The following is a 16,653-nucleotide window of genomic DNA, read 5'->3' on the forward strand; positions in this document are numbered from 1 at the left end:
GTTGAATGGCTTCGGTGGGCTAAAGCGCCACCCTACGGTTGATGCGCCTGGGGAGTAGGGTGGGCTTCAGCCCACCATCAATAACCCCCACGGCCCGGAGCTTCGAAGCGCATGCTGTGAACAGTCGGCCACCATCGGCTTTGAATGGCTTCGGTGGGCCAAAGCGCCACCCTACGGTTCATGCGCCTTGGGAGTAGGATGGGCTTCAGCCCACCACCAATACCCCCACGGCCCGGAGCTTCGAAGCGCATGCTTTGAACAGTCAGCCACCATCGGCGTTGAATGGCTTCGGTGGGCTAAAGCGCCACCCTACGGTTGATGCGCCTGGGGAGTAGGGTGGGTTTCAGCCCGCCAATCGCATCAGACCTGCGTCCCCAGCAACACATGGCTGGCTGCAAACTGGGCGCGTACCGGGCTGCCCGCACCCAGCCCCTGCCGGGTGAGCTGTTCGGCGCAGGCCTGGGCGCACAGCGTTTGCCCGTTGGGCAGGGCGATGCGCACCTCGCAGGGGCCATCGGCCTCGGGCAGGATCTGTTCGATGGTCCCCACTAGCGCGTTGAGGCTCGGGTCGGCTTCCTGGTCCAGCCCGCTGAGCTGCAGCCAGCCGGCCTTGATCAGCACCATCAAGGGCACCCCATCCTGCAGTTGCAGGTGAGCGGTGCTGCTGTGGGTAATCTGCGCCTGGATCGACGAGCCTCCGGGCAGTTCGATCTCGATCAGGTCGTTGCCGCCTTGGCGCTGGATCGCCTGTACCCGACCGCTGAGCTGGTTGCGTGCGCTGGTACGCAGCATCAGCCGGCCGAGCACTTGCAGGTCGGCGTCGTCTTCGGCGGCCTGCAGCACTTCGGCCTGAATGGCCTGCAGGCGCTGGTGCAACTGCAGCAGACGCTCCCCGGCTGGCGTCAGCCGAGCACCCCCACCGCCCTTGCCGCCTACGCTGCGAGCGACCAGGGGTTGATCGGCCAGGTTGTTCAGCTCGTCGATGGCGTCCCAGGCCGCCTTGTAGCTCATGCCGGCGGCCTTGGCCGCGCGGGTGATCGAGCCCTGCGCGGCGATCTGTTCGAGCAGCGCGATGCGTTGCGGGCGGCGGGTAACGTGTTGGGCGAGCAGCGAGAGGGTGGTCATGGGCAGGGCAGCGGTAATCACGACGGCTGGCCACTGTGCGTGACGCTCCAGCCCTCGTCAATGATCCCCGGGCGCGGGCGTACGGGCCAGGCAATAGACATCCACGCGCGCCGCCCCGGCGCGAATCAGCAGGCGGGCAAGCTGCTGCGCCGTGGCGCCGGTGGTCAGCACGTCATCGATCAATGCAACGTGCCGCGTCTTCACCTGCGCCCGGGGGCTGACCGCAAAGGCGCCACGCAGATTGCGCCGACGGGCGACGGCATCGAGTTTCTGTTGGGCCGGTGTATCGCCAATGCGCTGCAGCCAGTCGCTGCGCTGAGGAATCTGCACGGCTTGGCCTATCACCTGAGCGAGCATCTGCGCCTGGTTGAAACCGCGTTGGCGCTGGCGTTTGGGGGAAAGCGGCACGGGCAACAATACGTCCGGCCTGGGCAGCCCCTCGCCGAAGGCGTGCACCAGATGGCGAGCGAGCAGATCACCGAGTAACCGGCCGATGGGCCAGCGAGCCTGATGCTTGAAGCGATTGATCAGGGCGTCCACCGGAAACGCATAGCGCCACGGGGCCTCGACCCTGCTGAATGCAGGCGGGCGCTTCAGGCAGTTGCCGCAGACAAGGCCGTCGACAGCAAGCGGCAGGGCGCAGATCTGGCAGCGCGGCCCCAGCCATGGGAGCTCCGCATCGCACTCGGCGCACAGCGGCAAAGGCGTATCCACCCGCTCATCACAGAGCGAGCAGGTTTGTTTTATTTTTAACCAGTTGTAAACCTTGATAAATGCATATGGTTGACAGTGCATGATGCTTCCTTAACTATGCCGCACATCCGTGTAGGGTCTGCTTTCGACTGTAGCAGGCCGCCTGTAGATAAGGACTTGCCCCCATGAGCGCTAGTACCGCCGCCACCCTGCGTCACGATTGGAGCCTGAAGGAAGTTCGGGCGCTGTTCGAGCAACCGTTCAACGACCTGCTGTTCCATGCCCAGACCGTGCACCGCGCGCATTTCGATGCCAACCGTGTGCAGGTCTCGACGCTGCTGTCGATCAAGACCGGGGCCTGTCCCGAAGACTGCAAGTACTGTCCGCAGTCCGGCCACTACAACACCGGTCTGGACAAGCAGAAGCTGATGGAAGTGCAGAAGGTGCTGGAGGCAGCCGCCGAGGCCAAGGCTATCGGTTCGACCCGGTTCTGCATGGGCGCGGCCTGGAAGCACCCGTCCGCCAAGGACATGCCCTACGTGCTGAAGATGGTCGAAGGCGTGAAGGCCCTGGGCCTGGAAACCTGCATGACCCTGGGCAAGCTCGACAAGGAACAAACCGCTGCCCTGGCCGAGGCGGGCCTCGACTACTACAACCACAACCTCGATACCTCGCCGGAGTTCTACGGCAGCATCATCACCACCCGCACCTACTCCGAGCGCCTGCAGACGCTGGCTTACGTGCGTGACGCCGGCATGAAGATCTGCTCCGGGGGCATTCTCGGCATGGGCGAGTCGCTGGATGACCGCGCCGGCCTGCTGATCCAGCTGGCCAACCTGCCGGAGCACCCGGAGTCGGTGCCCATCAACATGCTGGTCAAGGTCGAGGGCACGCCGCTGGCCAATGAGGAAGATGTCGACCCCTTCGACTTCATCCGCATGCTGGCGGTGGCGCGCATCATGATGCCGAAATCCCATGTGCGCCTGTCCGCCGGGCGTGAGGCGATGAACGAGCAGATGCAGGCCCTGGCGTTCTTCGCCGGCGCCAACTCGATTTTCTACGGCGAAAAACTGCTGACCACTGCCAACCCTCAGGCTGACAAGGACATGCAGCTGTTCGCACGCCTGGGCATTCAGCCCGAAGCGCGCGAGGAGCACGCCGACGAGGTGCACCAGGCGGCCATCGAGCAGGCGCTGGTCGAGCAGCGCGACTCGCGGCTGTTCTACAACGCGGTCTGAGAACAGCCACAAGCGACGAGCATCGCGGCGCGATCTGAATGGTTGCGCCGCTTGAAGCTTGTGGCTTGCAGCCTGGAGCTTTTGCATGCCTTTCGATCTTGCCGCTCGCCTGGCCGAGCGGCGTGCCGCCGATCTCTATCGACAGCGCCCGCTGCTAGGCAGCCCGCAAGGGCCGCTGGTGGAGGTGGACGGTCGCCAGTTGCTGGCGTTCTGTTCCAACGATTATCTCGGCCTGGCCAACCATCCGCTGGTGGTCGAGGCCTGGCGGGCCGGCGCCCAACGTTGGGGGGTCGGTGGTGGCGCTTCGCATCTGGTGATCGGCCACAGCACGCCGCACCATGAACTGGAAGAAGCCCTGGCCGATTTCACCGGCCGCCCCCGTGCATTGCTGTTTTCCACCGGCTACATGGCCAACCTCGGCGCCGTCACCGCGCTGGTCGGCAAAGGCGATACGGTACTCGAAGATCGTCTCAACCATGCTTCATTGCTGGATGCCGGCTTGCTCAGCGGCGCGCGCTTCTCACGCTACCTGCATAACGACCGTGGCAGCCTCGCTACGCGCCTGGACAAGGCCGAGGGCAATACCCTGGTGGTTTGCGACGGCGTCTTCAGCATGGACGGCGATATGGCGGACCTGCCTGCACTGTGCGCCGAGGCACGTCGCAGGGATGCCTGGCTGATGGTCGATGACGCCCATGGCTTCGGCACCCTGGGCGCAACGGGCGGTGGTGTGGTCGAGCATTTCGGCCTCGGCATCAGCGACGTGCCGGTACTGGTCGGCACCCTGGGCAAGGCGTTCGGTACCGCTGGCGCCTTCGTCGCTGGCAGCGACGATCTGATCGATACCCTGGTGCAGTTCGCCAGGCCATACATCTACACCACCAGTCAGCCGCCGGCGTTGGCCTGTGCCACCCTGAAGAGTCTCGAACTGCTGCGCAGCGAGCACTGGCGACGTGAGCACCTGGCCGCACTGATCCGTCGATTCCGCGAGGGCGCCGCGAGCATCGGTCTGCAACTGATGGACAGTGATACGCCGATCCAGCCGATCCTGGTCGGCGATAGCGGCCGCGCCGTCGCCTTGTCTCAGGCGCTGCGCGAGCACGGCATGTTGGTCACGGCGATTCGCCCGCCGACCGTGCCGGCAGGCAGCGCGCGGTTGCGGGTCACCCTGTCGGCTGCCCACGAACTCGCCCAGGTCGATCGGCTGCTTGAAGTGCTCGCCCATTGCTGGCTGCAACTGCCGGGAGAGTCGGAACGATGACCGAGCGCCTGATTCTGTTACCCGGCTGGGGGCTCGGCAGTGCGCCGCTGCAGCCGCTCGTCGATGCCCTCGGCTCGCAGTTGCAGGTCGATATCGAGCCGCTACCGCCGCTCGAACATGGGCAACTGGAGCTGTGGCTCGACCAACTGGACGAGCGCCTGCCCCGGGGTGCCTGGCTGGGTGGCTGGTCACTGGGCGGCATGCTCGCCAGCCTGTTGGCAGCACGGCGGGCAGAGGATTGTCCTGGTCTGCTGACGCTGGCCAGCAATGCCTCTTTCATTGCCCGCGAGGGTTGGTCGGCAGCGATGCCGACGGCTACCTTCGAGGCGTTTCACGATTCCTACCGCCAGAACCCGAGCGCAACCCTCAAGCGCTTCGCGATGCTCTGCAGCCAGGGTGCTGCCGATGCTCGGGGGCTGTCCCGTGCATTGCTGGCGCAGGCTGGCGGCGTCGACTCGCTGGCCGGGCTCGACCTGCTTGCTACCCTCGATACCCGACCCGCACTGCTGCAGTTCCAGGGGCCGCAACTTCACCTGTTCGGCACCGCCGATGCGTTGGTACCGGCGGCTGCCGCTGCTGCTGTTCAGGCCGTGCAGCCTGCTGCCCAGGTGCGCAGTGTCGAGGGCGCGAGCCATGGGTTCGCTGTGGAACAGGCCGAGCACGTAGCGGCCATGCTGCTCGGTTTCATGGAGGCGCACGGTGAACGAGCGGCCTGACAAGCGCCGGGTGGCGGCGTCCTTTTCCAGGGCCGCTGGCAGTTATGACAGCGTTGCCGAATTGCAGCGCGATGTGGGGCGGCGGTTGTTGTGGCGGCTGCCGTTGTCCACGCAGCCGGGGCGATGGCTCGACCTTGGCTGTGGTACTGGCCACTTCAGCCGGGCGCTGGGAGAATGGTTCCCCCTTGCACAGGGCATCTCCCTGGACATCGCCGAAGGCATGCTGCAGCACGCTCGGCAACAGGGCGGCGCGCAGTGCCACGTGGCTGGAGACGCCGAGCAGCTGCCACTGCGTGATCAGAGCTGTGATCTGATTTTCTCGAGCCTGGCCTTGCAGTGGTGTGCCGACTTCCAGACCGTGCTCAGCGAGGCGCGCAGGGTATTGCGACCGGGTGGTGTGCTGGCGTTCAGCAGCCTGTGCGTTGGCACCTTGCAGGAGCTGCGTGACAGCTGGCAGGCCGTGGACGGTTTCGTGCACGTCAACCGCTTCCGCCGCGTCGAGGACTATGAGGCGCTGTGCGCTGCCAGCGGTATGCAGGTGCAGGCGCTGCAGCTTCAGGCGCATCGCCTCCACTACCCGGATCTGCGCAGCCTCACCCACGGCCTCAAGGCGTTGGGGGCGCATAATCTCAACGATGGCCGCCCGGCCGGGCTGACTGGGCGCGCACGCTTGCGCGCGCTCGCCGAGGCTTACGAACAACGGCGCCAGCCCGAGGGACTGCCCTGCACCTATCAGGTCATCTATGGCGTACTGCGAAAGGAGCAGCGCTCATGAGTGCAGCCTATTTCATCACGGGCACCGACACCGAAATCGGCAAGACCACCATCGCTGCCGGCCTGTTGTATGCGGCCCGCGCCGCCGGGCTGTCGACGGCTGCGGCCAAGCCGGTCGCCTCCGGCTGTGTGCTTACCGCAGAAGGGCTGCGCAACGACGACGCGTTGGCACTGCTCGCTCAATGCAGCCTGCCGCTGCGCTATGACGAGGTGAACCCCAATGCCTTCGCACCGGCCATCGCCCCCCATCTGGCGGCGCGCGACGAGGGCGTGCAGCTTGAGGTGCCGGCATTGAGCGCAGCGGTTCGGGCGATTCTGGGCAAAGGTGCGGACTTCACGCTGGTCGAAGGTGCCGGTGGCTGGCGCGTACCACTGACCGGCGCGGCCAACCTGTCGGACCTGGCTCGGGCACTGAAGCTTCCGGTGATTCTGGTGGTCGGCGTACGCCTGGGCTGCATCAACCATGCGCTACTGACCGCCGAGGCGATCCTGGGCGATGGCTTGCCGCTCGCTGGCTGGGTGGCCAATATCGTCGACCCGCATGCGGCGCGGCTGCAGGACAACCTCGATACCCTGAGCGAGCGTTTGCCCGCACCTTGCATCGGCGAGGTGCCGCACTTGTCAGCGGCTTTGCCGGAGCGCGTGGCGCAATACCTCGATTTATCGCGAATGATGCTATAAAGCCAGCTCATGCATTATTTTTGGCTGTACATTTTTTAAGCGGCTTCTGCTTAAATACATGCCATAGGTCCCTGCACCAGGAGACGTCCATGCAGATCTCATCCACCAGCGCATTCAACGCTGGCATCAATACCATTCAATCCGGCCAGCGTCGCGTCGATCAGGCTGCCGGTGAAATCGCCAGTGCGCCGGTGATTGCCGAGCGCGCGCAGGCCAACGAGCCCTCTGCTGCCCGCTCCGATATCGCCGATAACATGGTCGAGATGCGCGTCGGTCAATATGAAGCTCAGGCTGGCGCTCGTGTCGTTCAGACGGCGGACAAGGTGCTGGGCACCTTGATCGACGTCACCGCCTAATCGCCGCGCCTTCGGGCGCTCGGTTCCAGGAGGGAGGATGACATGCAAGTTTCTGGCTTCTCTCCCTCTTACTATCCTGTACTTCCTGCCGCGACCGCCGTTCCACGCCCCGTCGATTCTTCCAGCTCCCCTGATTTGGCCCGCGCCGCTTTTGCGCCTGTGGCGTCTAGTGCTGAGTCCGATTCCTCAAAAGCTGCAACCGGGCAGGAGGAACAGGACAAGTCAGAAGACTCCTCTGCTACCGCCAAACCAGGCGAGCCCCGCACTCCTCAGGAAGAGCAGGAGTTGCAGTTGGTCATTTCCGAGTTGGTCAACCGGGATCGTGAGGTGCGAACCCACGAGCAGGCGCACGCGGCGGTTGGCGGCGTGCACGCTGGCGCACCCACCTACACCTATACCCGTGGCCCGGATGGCAAGCGCTATGCTTCCGGGGGTGAGGTGAGCATCGACGTGGGGGCGGTAGCCAATGATCCTCAGGCCACGCTGAGCAAGATGGAGATCGTGATCCGTGCCGCGCTGGCGCCGGCCGAACCCTCTGCCCAGGATCGCAGCGTGGCCAGCCAGGCGCAGGCACAAATGGCGGTAGCCCGTGCCGAGCTCGCCGCACAGCAGCGCAGCGAAGCCGAGGAGGCGAAGGCACCTGCCGACGAAACGGATCAGGAAAGCGACGACCCGTCAGTCACGTCCGCCGATCAGCAGGCCCGCCCGGAGCCCGCCGGGATCAGCCTCTACGCCGCGTTCGCGGCCGATCAGAAGCCCTCTGGATCGCTCGATCTGCGCGCTTGAGCGAACGGTGTCGGGCCTTGACAGTGCCAGGGCGTAAACGTATGTTTCAAACATGTGTTTGAGTCGCTGCGCTGGCAGCCGACTCCATATATGGCCATTCTGCAAACGACCGCCCATCGGTCATCCCAAACATAAGAGACCACCCGCAGAGGTACCCGCTATGCCTGAATACAAGGCCCCCTTGCGTGATATCCGTTTCGTTCGTGACGAACTGCTCGGCTATGAAGCGCACTATCAGAGCCTGCCCGGCTGCCAGGACGCCACGCCAGACATGGTCGATGCCATCCTCGAGGAAGGCGCCAAGTTCTGCGAGCAGGTGCTCTCTCCGCTGAACCGCGTAGGCGATACCGAAGGCTGCACCTGGAGCGAATCCGGTGTGAAAACGCCGACCGGCTTCAAGGAAGCCTACAAGCAGTTCGTCGAAGGCGGCTGGCCCAGCCTGGCCCATGACGTCGAACATGGCGGCCAGGGCCTGCCCGAGTCGCTTGGCCTGGCTGTCAGTGAAATGGTCGGTACCGCCAACTGGTCGTGGGGCATGTACCCCGGCTTGTCCCATGGCGCGATGAACACCATCTCCGCACACGGCACGCCCGAGCAGCAACACACCTACCTGACCAAGCTGGTCTCCGGCGAATGGACCGGCACCATGTGCCTGACCGAAGCCCACTGCGGTACCGACCTGGGTATGCTGCGCACCCGTGCCGAACCTCAGGCCGACGGTTCCTACAAAATCTCCGGCACCAAGATCTTCATCTCGGCCGGTGAGCACGACATGGCCGATAACATCGTGCACATCGTACTGGCTCGCCTGCCGGATGCACCGGCTGGTACCAAGGGTATTTCCCTGTTCATCGTGCCGAAGTTCCTGCCTGGCGCCGAAGGCGGCGTCGGTGAGCGCAACGCGGTGAACTGTGGCTCCCTCGAGCACAAGATGGGCATTCACGGCAACGCCACCTGCGTGATGAACTTCGATGCTGCCACCGGCTTCCTGATCGGCCCGCCGAACAAGGGCCTGAACTGCATGTTCACCTTCATGAACACCGCCCGCCTGGGCACTGCTCTGCAAGGTCTGGCGCATGCCGAACTGGGCTTCCAGGGTGGCATCAAGTACGCCCGTGATCGCCTGCAAATGCGCTCGTTGACTGGCCCGAAATCGCCGGAAAAAGCCGCCGATCCGATCATCGTGCACCCCGATGTTCGCCGCATGCTGCTGACCATGAAGGCCTTCGCCGAGGGTAACCGGGCGATGGTTTACTTCACCGCCAAGCAGGTGGATATCCTCAAGTACGCCCAGGACGAGGAACAGAAGAAAGCCGCTGATGGCCTGATGGCTTTCCTGACCCCGATCGCCAAGGCGTTCATGACCGAGGTCGGCTTCGAGTCCGCATCCCACGGCATGCAGATCTACGGTGGCCACGGTTTCATCAGCGAGTGGGGCATGGAGCAGAACCTGCGCGACTGCCGCATCTCGATGATGTACGAAGGTACTACCGGTGTTCAGGCCCTCGACCTGCTCGGTCGCAAGGTGCTGATGACTCAGGGCGAAGCGCTCAAGGGCTTCACCAAGATCGTCCACAAGTTCTGCCAGGCCAACGAAGGCAACGAAGCGATCAAGGCGTTCGTCGAGCCGCTGGCCAAGCTGAACAAGGAGTGGGGCGAGCTGACCATGAAGATCGGCATGGCCGCCATGAAGGACCGCGAGGAAGTCGGTGCCGCGTCGGTGGATTACCTGATGTACTCCGGCTACGCCTGCCTGGCTTACTTCTGGGCTGACATGGCGCGTGTCGCCGCCGAGAAGATCGCTTCGGGCGAGGGTGACCAGGCCTTCTACAAGGCCAAGCTGCAGACCGCGCAGTTCTACTATGCACGCATCCTGCCGCGTACCCGCACCCACGTTGCGACCATGCTGTCTGGCGCAAGCAGCCTGATGGACATGAACGAAGAAGACTTCGCTCTGGGTTACTGATTGCCCATGCGATGCAAGAACCGCGACCCGGTGGGTCGCGGTTTTTTTATGGCTGTCTTTCGGGCTGGCATCGGCTGAGGTACTGCGGCCCGACCTGCACTGGTGAGATGCTAGGACCTCGTGCGTAGCTGACCAAATACAGGCAGAATGCCAGTCTCTTTCTGGTCATTGCGGAGCTCGTCTTGTCGCGCCTAACCGCCTTGCGCTTGGGACACTTCCTGCCAGCGTTGCTGCTGCTCGGCGGCGGCTTGCTGGCCGCGACTCTGCCAACGCTGACCGACTTCTTCACCTCCCTCTTCAATGTGTTGCCTACCCTGTTGCTGCTGCTCGGTGGCACCTTCTGCGTGGTCTACGGCCGGCAACGCGAGCTGTTCCTGCTGCTGGTGCTCTATCTGGGTTACTTCGTGCTCGACGAGCAGGCCGATCATTACCGCGATTTCGGTCAGGTGCGCGATGATGCGGCCCTGGTCTTTCACCTCTGCAGCCTGCTGTTGCCGATGCTCTATGGGTTGTTCGCTCTGTGGCGAGAGCGCACCCACCTGATCCAGGATCTGGTCGCCCGCCTTGCGGTGCTGCTGGCGGTTTGTGCCGTGGCCGCTGCGCTTGCGCGACGCTATCCGCAAGCGCTCGAGCAGTGGTTGTCGGTGATCCGCTGGCCTGCCCTGCATGCCGAGTGGATGAGCCTCGTGCAACTGGCCTATCCGCTGTTCCTGCTGGTCATCGTCGCACTGCTGGTGCAGTACCTGCGCACGCCTCGCCCGGTACACGCGGTGCAGTGCGTCGGGGTGATTGCTCTGTTATGGATGCTGCCCAATACCTTCATCCAGCCTCATGCGCTGCAGGTGATGTCCAGCGTGGTGATGCTGATGATCGTCGTCGGCGTGGCGCACGAGGCCTACCAGATGGCCTTCCGAGACGAGCTCACCGGGTTGCCCGGGCGTCGGGCGCTTAACGAGCGGCTGCAGCGCTTGGGGCGCAGCTACGTGCTCGCCATGGCGGATGTCGATCACTTCAAGAAATTCAACGATACCCATGGTCACGATGTTGGCGATCAGGTGCTGCGTGTGGTCGCCAGCCAGCTGCGCAAGGTCGGCGGCGGTGGCAAGGTCTACCGCTACGGCGGCGAGGAATTCACCCTGGTGTTTCCCGGCAAGACCATCGAACAGTGCCTGCCGCATCTGGAAGCGATACGCCAGACCGTCGAACGCTACCGGATTCAGTTGCGCGATGGCCAGCAGCGCCCGAACGACGACCAGTTGGGGCGTCAGCGCCGCCGGGGCTCCGCTGCCACCCATGTCTCCGTGACGGTGAGTATCGGGGTGGCTCAGCGTGGCGAGGAGCAGCGCAGCGTGGAGGAGGTTCTCAAGGCCGCCGACAAGGCCCTCTATGGTGCCAAGAGCGCAGGGCGCAACTGCGTGAGCAGTCAGGTTCAGCGGCGTGGCGCGGTCAAGTTGAAGGCCGAGCGCGGCTGATCGTCTGTGTGATCGATCAGTGGCTGACCGGTCACGACACGACCCTATGTGTCTGAAAAGTTGTTGGGCTAGACTCGGCTTCTGAACGTGCTACCGAGGACTTCCCATGGCCGATTACAAAGCTCCCCTGCGTGACATGCGCTTCGTGCTCAACGAGGTTTTACAGGTCTCAACATTGTGGGCGCAGTTGCCAGCCCTGGCCGAGGTCGTCGATGAGGAGACCGCCAACGCGATCCTCGAAGAAGCGGGCAAGATCACCGCAGGCATGATCGCGCCCTTGAACCGGGCGAGTGACGAAGAGGGCTGTTCGTGGGCCGATGGCGTGGTCACCACGCCAGCCGGATTCATCGAGGCCTACAGGGCGTATGCCGAGGGTGGCTGGGTCGGTGTCGGTGGCGATCCGCAGTTCGGCGGCATGGGCATGCCCAAGGTGATATCTGCCCAGGTCGAGGAAATGGTCAACTCGTCCAGCCTGTCGTTCGGCCTCTACCCGATGCTCACGGCCGGAGCCTGTCTGTCGATCAATGCACACGCCAGCGAAGAGCTGAAGCAGGCTTATCTGCCGAACATGTATGCTGGCGTCTGGGCCGGTTCCATGTGCCTGACCGAGCCCCATGCCGGTACCGATCTGGGCATCATCCGTACCAAGGCCGAGCCTCAGGCCGATGGCAGCTACAAGGTCAGCGGCACCAAGATCTTCATCACCGGTGGTGAGCACGATCTGACCGAGAACATCATTCACCTGGTGCTGGCCAAGCTGCCCGATGCACCGGCTGGCCCCAAGGGCATTTCGCTGTTCCTGGTGCCCAAGTTCATGGTCAATGCCGATGGCTCGCTGGGTGAGCGCAACGCGCTGTCCTGTGGCTCCATCGAGCACAAGATGGGCATCAAGGCATCGAGTACCTGTGTAATGAACTTCGATGGTGCCACCGGTTACATCATCGACGCGCCGAACCGCGGCCTGGCCGCCATGTTCACCATGATGAATTACGAGCGACTGGGGGTCGGCATCCAGGGGCTGTCGACCGGTGAGCGTTCCTACCAGAGCGCCATCGAATATGCCCGCGAGCGTATCCAGAGCCGTGCGCCAACTGGTGCCGTGGCCAAGGACAAGGCGGCCGACCCGATCATCGTTCATCCGGACGTGCGCCGTATGTTGCTGACCATGAAGGCCCTCAACGAGGGTGGACGTGCCTTCTCCAGCTACGTCGCCATGCAACTCGACACCGCCAAGTTCAGCGAAGATGCGATCACCCGCAAGCGCGCCGAAGAACTGGTGGCGCTGCTGACTCCGGTAGCCAAGGCGTTCCTGACCGATCTCGGCCTGGAAACCACCCTTCACGGCCAGCAGGTGTTCGGTGGGCATGGCTACGTGCGGGAGTGGGGCCAGGAACAACTGGTTCGCGACTGCCGCATCACGCAGATCTACGAAGGCACCAATGGTATCCAGGCGCTGGATCTGGTCGGTCGCAAGGTGGTTGGCAGTGGTGGCGCCTTCTCCCAGCATTTCACCGATGAGATTCGTGCCTTCGCCAGCGCCGCGGATGCTCCTCCTGCCGAGTTCAGCGAGCCGCTGCTGGCCGCGGTCGCCATCCTGGAGGCGCAAACCACGGCACTGCTCGAGCGCGCACGGAGCAACCCCAACGAGATCGGCGCGGCCTCGGTGGAGTACCTGCACCTGTTCGGTTACACCGCCTACGCCTACATGTGGGCAATGATGGCCAAGGCGGCACTGGGCAAGGAAGGGCAGGAGGATTTCTACGCCAGCAAGCTGGGCACCGCGCGTTTCTACTTCGCTCGCCTGCTGCCACGCATCCATTCCCTGAGTGCGTCGGTGAGCGCTGGCAGCGAGAGCCTGTACCTGCTCGATGCCGAGCAGTTCTGACGGGGTGTGGTCCGCGCTGTCGTTGGCCTGCAGCGTGTAGGCCAATGCTTACACGCAGTTCTGCCTTTAGCCACTATTGGCATTTGCAGGCGAAGCGTAATCTTCACTTCAAGGACTTAGCGCAGGAAGCGCACTGAAACAGACAGGGATACGTGGGACGCTGCCAGGATGGCGCGCTGATCAAGGATGTCAGGATACAGACTGAAAAACCCCGCCTCGGCGGGGTTTTCTTTTTGGGGCGAATAAAGTCAGTCTCACCCGATGACGTGTTTCATGGCCGCTGCCAATGCATTGCCTATCGTCCAACTGCCAGCCCGCCTGCCGAGGCGTCGGCCCTGCTCTTCATCTGATCGTTGTCATCCTCGAAGCCCGCGCCAGACCAGTGCTGCGAGCAGCACCCAGAGCGCCACGATGATTGCCGCCGCCACCCAGCGACCACGCCCGCCGATGCGCGTGTCGGCCAGGCGTTCGGCTTGCGGGCGACAACGCTGGATCAACTCGGCAGGCGTCAGGCGCACGGCCAGAGCGATGCCCAGCGGCAACAGCAGCAAGTCGTCGAGCAGGCCGAGCAGCGGAATGAAATCCGGGATCAGGTCCACCGGGCTGACGGCATACAACACCACGGCGATGCCCACCAGCTTGGCTGGCCAGGGCATGTCGGGCTGACGGCAGCAGAGCCAGAGCAGGATGATCTGACGTTTGAGCGCCTTGGCCCATGTGCGCAGGGTGCTTAGCAGGGTTTTCATGGGGTTGCCTCATCGATGCCGCAGTGGCGGGCGGAGAATACCAGTGGCGCGTCGGGTAGTTCGGTGAAGCGAGCGATCCAGGCGCGATAGCTGGCCTGCGCATCGAGGTCGGCGAAGGCTTGCGGCCAGAGCATGCTGGCCAGGTATTCGACGCCGATGACGTTGAACACGCTGTTGTAGAACTGATGGTAAAGGCCATGGACGCAGTGGTTCGGCGCCTTGCGGACGCGCTCGAAGCCCGGCCGTTGCAGCAGGCGGTGAAGATGATCCTGCACGGCGCCTGGGTCGGCACGATAGCCGAATGGCAAAGCACCCACGCCTTCACGCAGGCGCTGAGTGCCGGTCATCACGTAATGATCCGGTTTGCTGCGGATAAGCATCTCCAGGGCGACGTCTCCGGAGTCGCCAAGCAGCAGCCGCGAGCCCAGATTGGTCGCGCCGAGCGCCTTGACCATCGCCCCCCAGCCCTTGTCGCCCTGGGTATGGCAACAGCTACCGCTGCCGGCCTGGCCCGCTCGGGCTTCGATGAACACCCGGGGTTTGGGGAGGTCACGGCTGCGTCGCTGCAAGTCGTGGAGTTTTGCCTGATAGGCGTCGACGTAGGCCCGCGCGCGAGCCTGGCGATTCAGTACGTCACCGAGCAGCAACAGGCTGCGCGGTACGTTGCGTAGCGGGTCATCCTGGCTGTCGACGTAGATCAACGGGATGCCCAGGCGTTCGAGCAGGCTGCCAAGCACGCTGTTTTCCACGGCCGGCCGGGCCTCCAGACGCACCACCAGCAAGTCCGGGTGAAGGCGAATGACGCGCTCGATATCCACATCCCCGGCGGAGGAAAAGCCCAGTGTCGGTATCTGGGCGGCAGCTGGCCAGCGTTCCATCAGCAGTTGCCAGAGGCTGGGATCCGAGCCGCGCAGGTTGTTGTTGAAGGCCACCACACGGGCCAGTGGCGCTTCACGTTCGAGAATGGCCAGGGCCAGCAGGTCATTGCTGTCCTGCAGCAGGATCCGCTGCGGCGGTGCCTCGATGCGCACCTCTCGGCCGGCGAGGTCGATCACGGTGCGTGGATAGTCATCGGCCTGGACGGCAGCACCCGTCAGCAGCAGGATCACCGCCAGCGCAGCACGAAGCGTCACAGCGAAGCATCCACGGCAATTTGCAGGTGCCCACGGCTGCAGGTTTCGACCCGAGCATCGACCTTGTAGACGTTCGCCAGCAGCGATGGGGTGAGCGTCTCCTGTGGGCTGCCGGTGGCCTGCATGCGGCCGTTGGCGAGCACCACCAGGCGATCCGCCCAGCGCGCGGCGAGGGCCAGGTCATGCAGCACCACGACGACGATGCGGCCCTGGTCGGCGAGACTGCGCACCGTTCCCATCACCCGGTTCTGGTGGTGCAGGTCGAGGGCGCTGGTGGGTTCGTCGAGCAGCAGCAGCGATGGCTCGCGAATCATCGCCTGGGCCAGGCTCACCAATTGCCGCTGGCCTCCGGACAACTGCTCGAGCGGGCGCATGGCCAGGTGCACGATGCCAAGCTGCTCCAGCACGCCATGGGCTCGCTGTATGGCGCCCGGCGTTTGGCCAGTCTGGCCGGCATGCAGAGCGCCGAGCAGGGTTTCCAGTACGCTCATGGCGATACCATCGGGCAATTGCTGGGGCATGAAACCCATCTGCTGCGCGCGCTCGCGGCGCGAGCAGCGCAGCAGGTCGAAGTCGCCCAGGCGCAGGCTGCCGGTCGTGGGCAACAGCCCTGCCAGGCTGCGTAGCAGCGTGGACTTGCCTGCGCCATTGGGGCCGACCAGCTCCACCAGTGTCCCCGGCTCGATGGCGGGCAGATCGATGCCATGGAGAATCTGCGTGCCACGGCAGTGCACCTGCAGCCCGGCAATCGTCAGGGCCGGCGCAGTCATGGGCGCCGCCCCTGGCGCAGCAGCAGCGTCATGAACAGCGGCACGCCGATCAGTGCGGTGACGATACCCACCGGCAGGATCACGCCAGGAATCACCAGCTTGCTGGCGATCGAGGCGAGGGACATCACCAGTGCACCGACCAGCGCGCTGACCGGCAGGAAGAAGCGGTGATCCTCGCCGATCAGCAGGCGTGCGATATGCGGGCCGACCAAGCCGATGAAACCGATGGTGCCGACGAAGGCCACCGCCGTGGCGGCCAGCAGGCTGATGCGCAGCAGCGAGCCGAAACGCAGGCGGCCGACATCGATACCCAGGGTCAGCGCACGCTCCTCGCCGAGGCGCAGGGCGGTCAGTGGCCAGGCCGCGCGCAGGCTGAAGGGAATGGTCAGCACCACCACCAGCGCCAGGGTCTGCACGGCAGGCCAACTGGAGCGGGTCAGGCTGCCGAGGCTCCAGAACACCAGTTGTTGCAGGGCGTCGGGTGAGGCGATGTATTGCAGCAGAGCGACCAGCGCGTTGTAGCAGAACACCAGGGCGATACCGAACAGCAGCAGGGTCTGCACGCCGCCAGCCAGGCGCGCGACGCCCTGTAGCAGGAGCACCGAGGCGAAGGCGAAGAAGAAGGCGTTCAGGGTCACCAGGGCGCTATCCGGTACACCGGGAATGCCCAGGTTGAGGACGATGGCCAGCGCCGCTCCGAGCGAGGCGGCGGAGGACAGACCGAGGGTGAAGGGATCGGCCAGGGGATTACCCAACACGGTCTGCATTTCCGCACCGGCCAGCGAGAGGGCCACGCCGACCAGCACCGCCATCAACGCGAAGGGCAGCCGCAGTTCGCGGACGATCACCTGCGTGTCGATATCCACCATCTGGGGTGTGAACAGCGCACCCAGCACTTCACCTGGCGAAAACAGCGTGGAGCCGATGGCGATATCCAGCACCAGGCTGATGAACACCGCCACCAGCAGTGCCGCGCAGATCAGCAGACGCTTGTGCAGCACCCGCCCGTACGCCGCGGCCAGCTCCCGGGCCGTGAAGGTGTCGTGCATGG

Annotated in this window: 16 protein-coding genes; 10 read left to right on the plus strand and 6 right to left on the minus strand. The window is 64.3% G+C overall.

What is annotated here, in order from left to right:
- Positions 1-360 precede the first annotated feature (360 nt).
- Both ACT9T4_RS16145 and ACT9T4_RS16150 read right to left on the minus strand, forming a co-directional pair.
- Positions 361-1,125: a TOBE domain-containing protein gene (locus ACT9T4_RS16145; RefSeq protein ID WP_499117920.1), complete on the minus strand. Its 765-nt coding sequence runs from the start codon at positions 1,123-1,125 to the stop codon at positions 361-363.
- A 57-nt stretch (positions 1,126-1,182) separates the two neighbouring features.
- On the minus strand, positions 1,183-1,920 hold the full coding sequence (locus tag ACT9T4_RS16150; protein ID WP_499117922.1) for a ComFC family protein: 738 nt from the start codon (positions 1,918-1,920) through the stop codon (positions 1,183-1,185).
- An 83-nt stretch (positions 1,921-2,003) separates the two neighbouring features.
- Here ACT9T4_RS16150 and bioB point away from each other — a divergent pair, with 83 nt between their 5' ends.
- From bioB to ACT9T4_RS16200, 10 genes are all read left to right on the plus strand, one after another.
- Positions 2,004-3,056 carry a biotin synthase BioB gene (gene bioB, locus ACT9T4_RS16155; RefSeq protein WP_042553307.1) on the plus strand — a complete coding sequence of 351 codons (1,053 nt, stop codon included), beginning with the start codon at positions 2,004-2,006 and terminating at the stop codon, positions 3,054-3,056.
- An 85-nt stretch (positions 3,057-3,141) separates the two neighbouring features.
- Complete coding sequence (gene bioF, locus ACT9T4_RS16160; protein ID WP_499117924.1) at positions 3,142-4,317, plus strand: 8-amino-7-oxononanoate synthase; 1,176 nt, start codon at positions 3,142-3,144, stop codon at positions 4,315-4,317.
- A complete protein-coding gene (locus ACT9T4_RS16165) occupies positions 4,314-5,033 on the plus strand; it encodes an alpha/beta fold hydrolase (protein ID WP_042553309.1) in 720 nt (239 codons plus the stop codon). Before bioF ends, ACT9T4_RS16165 begins: the two co-directional genes overlap by 4 nt.
- The gene (bioC, locus tag ACT9T4_RS16170) at positions 5,017-5,808 is read left to right on the plus strand and encodes a malonyl-ACP O-methyltransferase BioC (protein ID WP_499117926.1); all 792 of its coding nucleotides are present in this window, start codon (positions 5,017-5,019) and stop codon (positions 5,806-5,808) included. Before ACT9T4_RS16165 ends, bioC begins: the two co-directional genes overlap by 17 nt.
- Positions 5,805-6,488 (plus strand): dethiobiotin synthase, encoded by a 684-nt coding sequence (gene bioD, locus ACT9T4_RS16175; RefSeq protein WP_499117928.1) that lies wholly within the window; start codon positions 5,805-5,807, stop codon positions 6,486-6,488. Before bioC ends, bioD begins: the two co-directional genes overlap by 4 nt.
- Before the next feature lie 89 nt (positions 6,489-6,577).
- Complete coding sequence (locus tag ACT9T4_RS16180; protein ID WP_179539821.1) at positions 6,578-6,844, plus strand: hypothetical protein; 267 nt, start codon at positions 6,578-6,580, stop codon at positions 6,842-6,844.
- Positions 6,845-6,886: 42 nt separating this feature from the next.
- The gene (locus ACT9T4_RS16185) at positions 6,887-7,630 is read left to right on the plus strand and encodes a putative metalloprotease CJM1_0395 family protein (protein WP_179539822.1); all 744 of its coding nucleotides are present in this window, start codon (positions 6,887-6,889) and stop codon (positions 7,628-7,630) included.
- A 160-nt stretch (positions 7,631-7,790) separates the two neighbouring features.
- Positions 7,791-9,596, plus strand: a complete 1,806-nt coding sequence (locus ACT9T4_RS16190) for a phenylacyl-CoA dehydrogenase (RefSeq protein ID WP_499117930.1) — start codon at positions 7,791-7,793, stop codon at positions 9,594-9,596.
- A gap of 182 nt (positions 9,597-9,778) precedes the next feature.
- Positions 9,779-11,068: a GGDEF domain-containing protein gene (locus ACT9T4_RS16195; protein ID WP_042553315.1), complete on the plus strand. Its 1,290-nt coding sequence runs from the start codon at positions 9,779-9,781 to the stop codon at positions 11,066-11,068.
- A 106-nt stretch (positions 11,069-11,174) separates the two neighbouring features.
- Positions 11,175-12,953, plus strand: coding sequence for an acyl-CoA dehydrogenase C-terminal domain-containing protein (locus ACT9T4_RS16200; RefSeq protein ID WP_042553316.1), 1,779 nt, complete (start codon positions 11,175-11,177; stop codon positions 12,951-12,953).
- Positions 12,954-13,309: 356 nt separating this feature from the next.
- Here ACT9T4_RS16200 and ACT9T4_RS16205 read toward each other — a convergent pair whose 3' ends face one another.
- The 4 genes from ACT9T4_RS16205 to ACT9T4_RS16220 are packed head-to-tail and all read right to left on the minus strand — an operon-like array spanning position 13,310 to position 16,651.
- Positions 13,310-13,699 carry a YkvA family protein gene (locus ACT9T4_RS16205; protein ID WP_499117932.1) on the minus strand — a complete coding sequence of 130 codons (390 nt, stop codon included), beginning with the start codon at positions 13,697-13,699 and terminating at the stop codon, positions 13,310-13,312.
- The gene (locus tag ACT9T4_RS16210; RefSeq protein WP_499117934.1) at positions 13,696-14,832 is read right to left on the minus strand and encodes an ABC transporter substrate-binding protein; all 1,137 of its coding nucleotides are present in this window, start codon (positions 14,830-14,832) and stop codon (positions 13,696-13,698) included. The genes ACT9T4_RS16205 and ACT9T4_RS16210 overlap by 4 nt, the downstream gene beginning before the upstream one ends.
- Positions 14,829-15,602, minus strand: a complete 774-nt coding sequence (locus ACT9T4_RS16215) for an ABC transporter ATP-binding protein (protein ID WP_499117936.1) — start codon at positions 15,600-15,602, stop codon at positions 14,829-14,831. Before ACT9T4_RS16215 ends, ACT9T4_RS16210 begins: the two co-directional genes overlap by 4 nt.
- A complete protein-coding gene (locus ACT9T4_RS16220; RefSeq protein ID WP_042553319.1) occupies positions 15,599-16,651 on the minus strand; it encodes a FecCD family ABC transporter permease in 1,053 nt (350 codons plus the stop codon). Before ACT9T4_RS16220 ends, ACT9T4_RS16215 begins: the two co-directional genes overlap by 4 nt.
- Positions 16,652-16,653: the final 2 nt, after the last annotated feature.

Source organism: Pseudomonas sp. SZ40 (assembly GCF_052958135.1).

What these genes read in the sequence shown, in the direction of transcription:
- ACT9T4_RS16145 (WP_499117920.1), bottom strand. Translation starts at nt 1,125, where the DNA reads ATGACCACCCTCTCGCTGCTCGCCCAACACGTTACCCGCCGCCCGCAA.
- ACT9T4_RS16150 (WP_499117922.1), bottom strand. Translation starts at nt 1,920, where the DNA reads ATGCACTGTCAACCATATGCATTTATCAAGGTTTACAACTGGTTAAAA.
- bioB (WP_042553307.1), top strand. Translation starts at nt 2,004, where the DNA reads ATGAGCGCTAGTACCGCCGCCACCCTGCGTCACGATTGGAGCCTGAAG.
- bioF (WP_499117924.1), top strand. Translation starts at nt 3,142, where the DNA reads ATGCCTTTCGATCTTGCCGCTCGCCTGGCCGAGCGGCGTGCCGCCGAT.
- ACT9T4_RS16165 (WP_042553309.1), top strand. Translation starts at nt 4,314, where the DNA reads ATGACCGAGCGCCTGATTCTGTTACCCGGCTGGGGGCTCGGCAGTGCG.
- bioD (WP_499117928.1), top strand. Translation starts at nt 5,805, where the DNA reads ATGAGTGCAGCCTATTTCATCACGGGCACCGACACCGAAATCGGCAAG.
- ACT9T4_RS16180 (WP_179539821.1), top strand. Translation starts at nt 6,578, where the DNA reads ATGCAGATCTCATCCACCAGCGCATTCAACGCTGGCATCAATACCATT.
- ACT9T4_RS16185 (WP_179539822.1), top strand. Translation starts at nt 6,887, where the DNA reads ATGCAAGTTTCTGGCTTCTCTCCCTCTTACTATCCTGTACTTCCTGCC.
- ACT9T4_RS16190 (WP_499117930.1), top strand. Translation starts at nt 7,791, where the DNA reads ATGCCTGAATACAAGGCCCCCTTGCGTGATATCCGTTTCGTTCGTGAC.
- ACT9T4_RS16200 (WP_042553316.1), top strand. Translation starts at nt 11,175, where the DNA reads ATGGCCGATTACAAAGCTCCCCTGCGTGACATGCGCTTCGTGCTCAAC.
- ACT9T4_RS16205 (WP_499117932.1), bottom strand. Translation starts at nt 13,699, where the DNA reads ATGAAAACCCTGCTAAGCACCCTGCGCACATGGGCCAAGGCGCTCAAA.
- ACT9T4_RS16215 (WP_499117936.1), bottom strand. Translation starts at nt 15,602, where the DNA reads ATGACTGCGCCGGCCCTGACGATTGCCGGGCTGCAGGTGCACTGCCGT.
- ACT9T4_RS16220 (WP_042553319.1), bottom strand. Translation starts at nt 16,651, where the DNA reads ATGCACGACACCTTCACGGCCCGGGAGCTGGCCGCGGCGTACGGGCGG.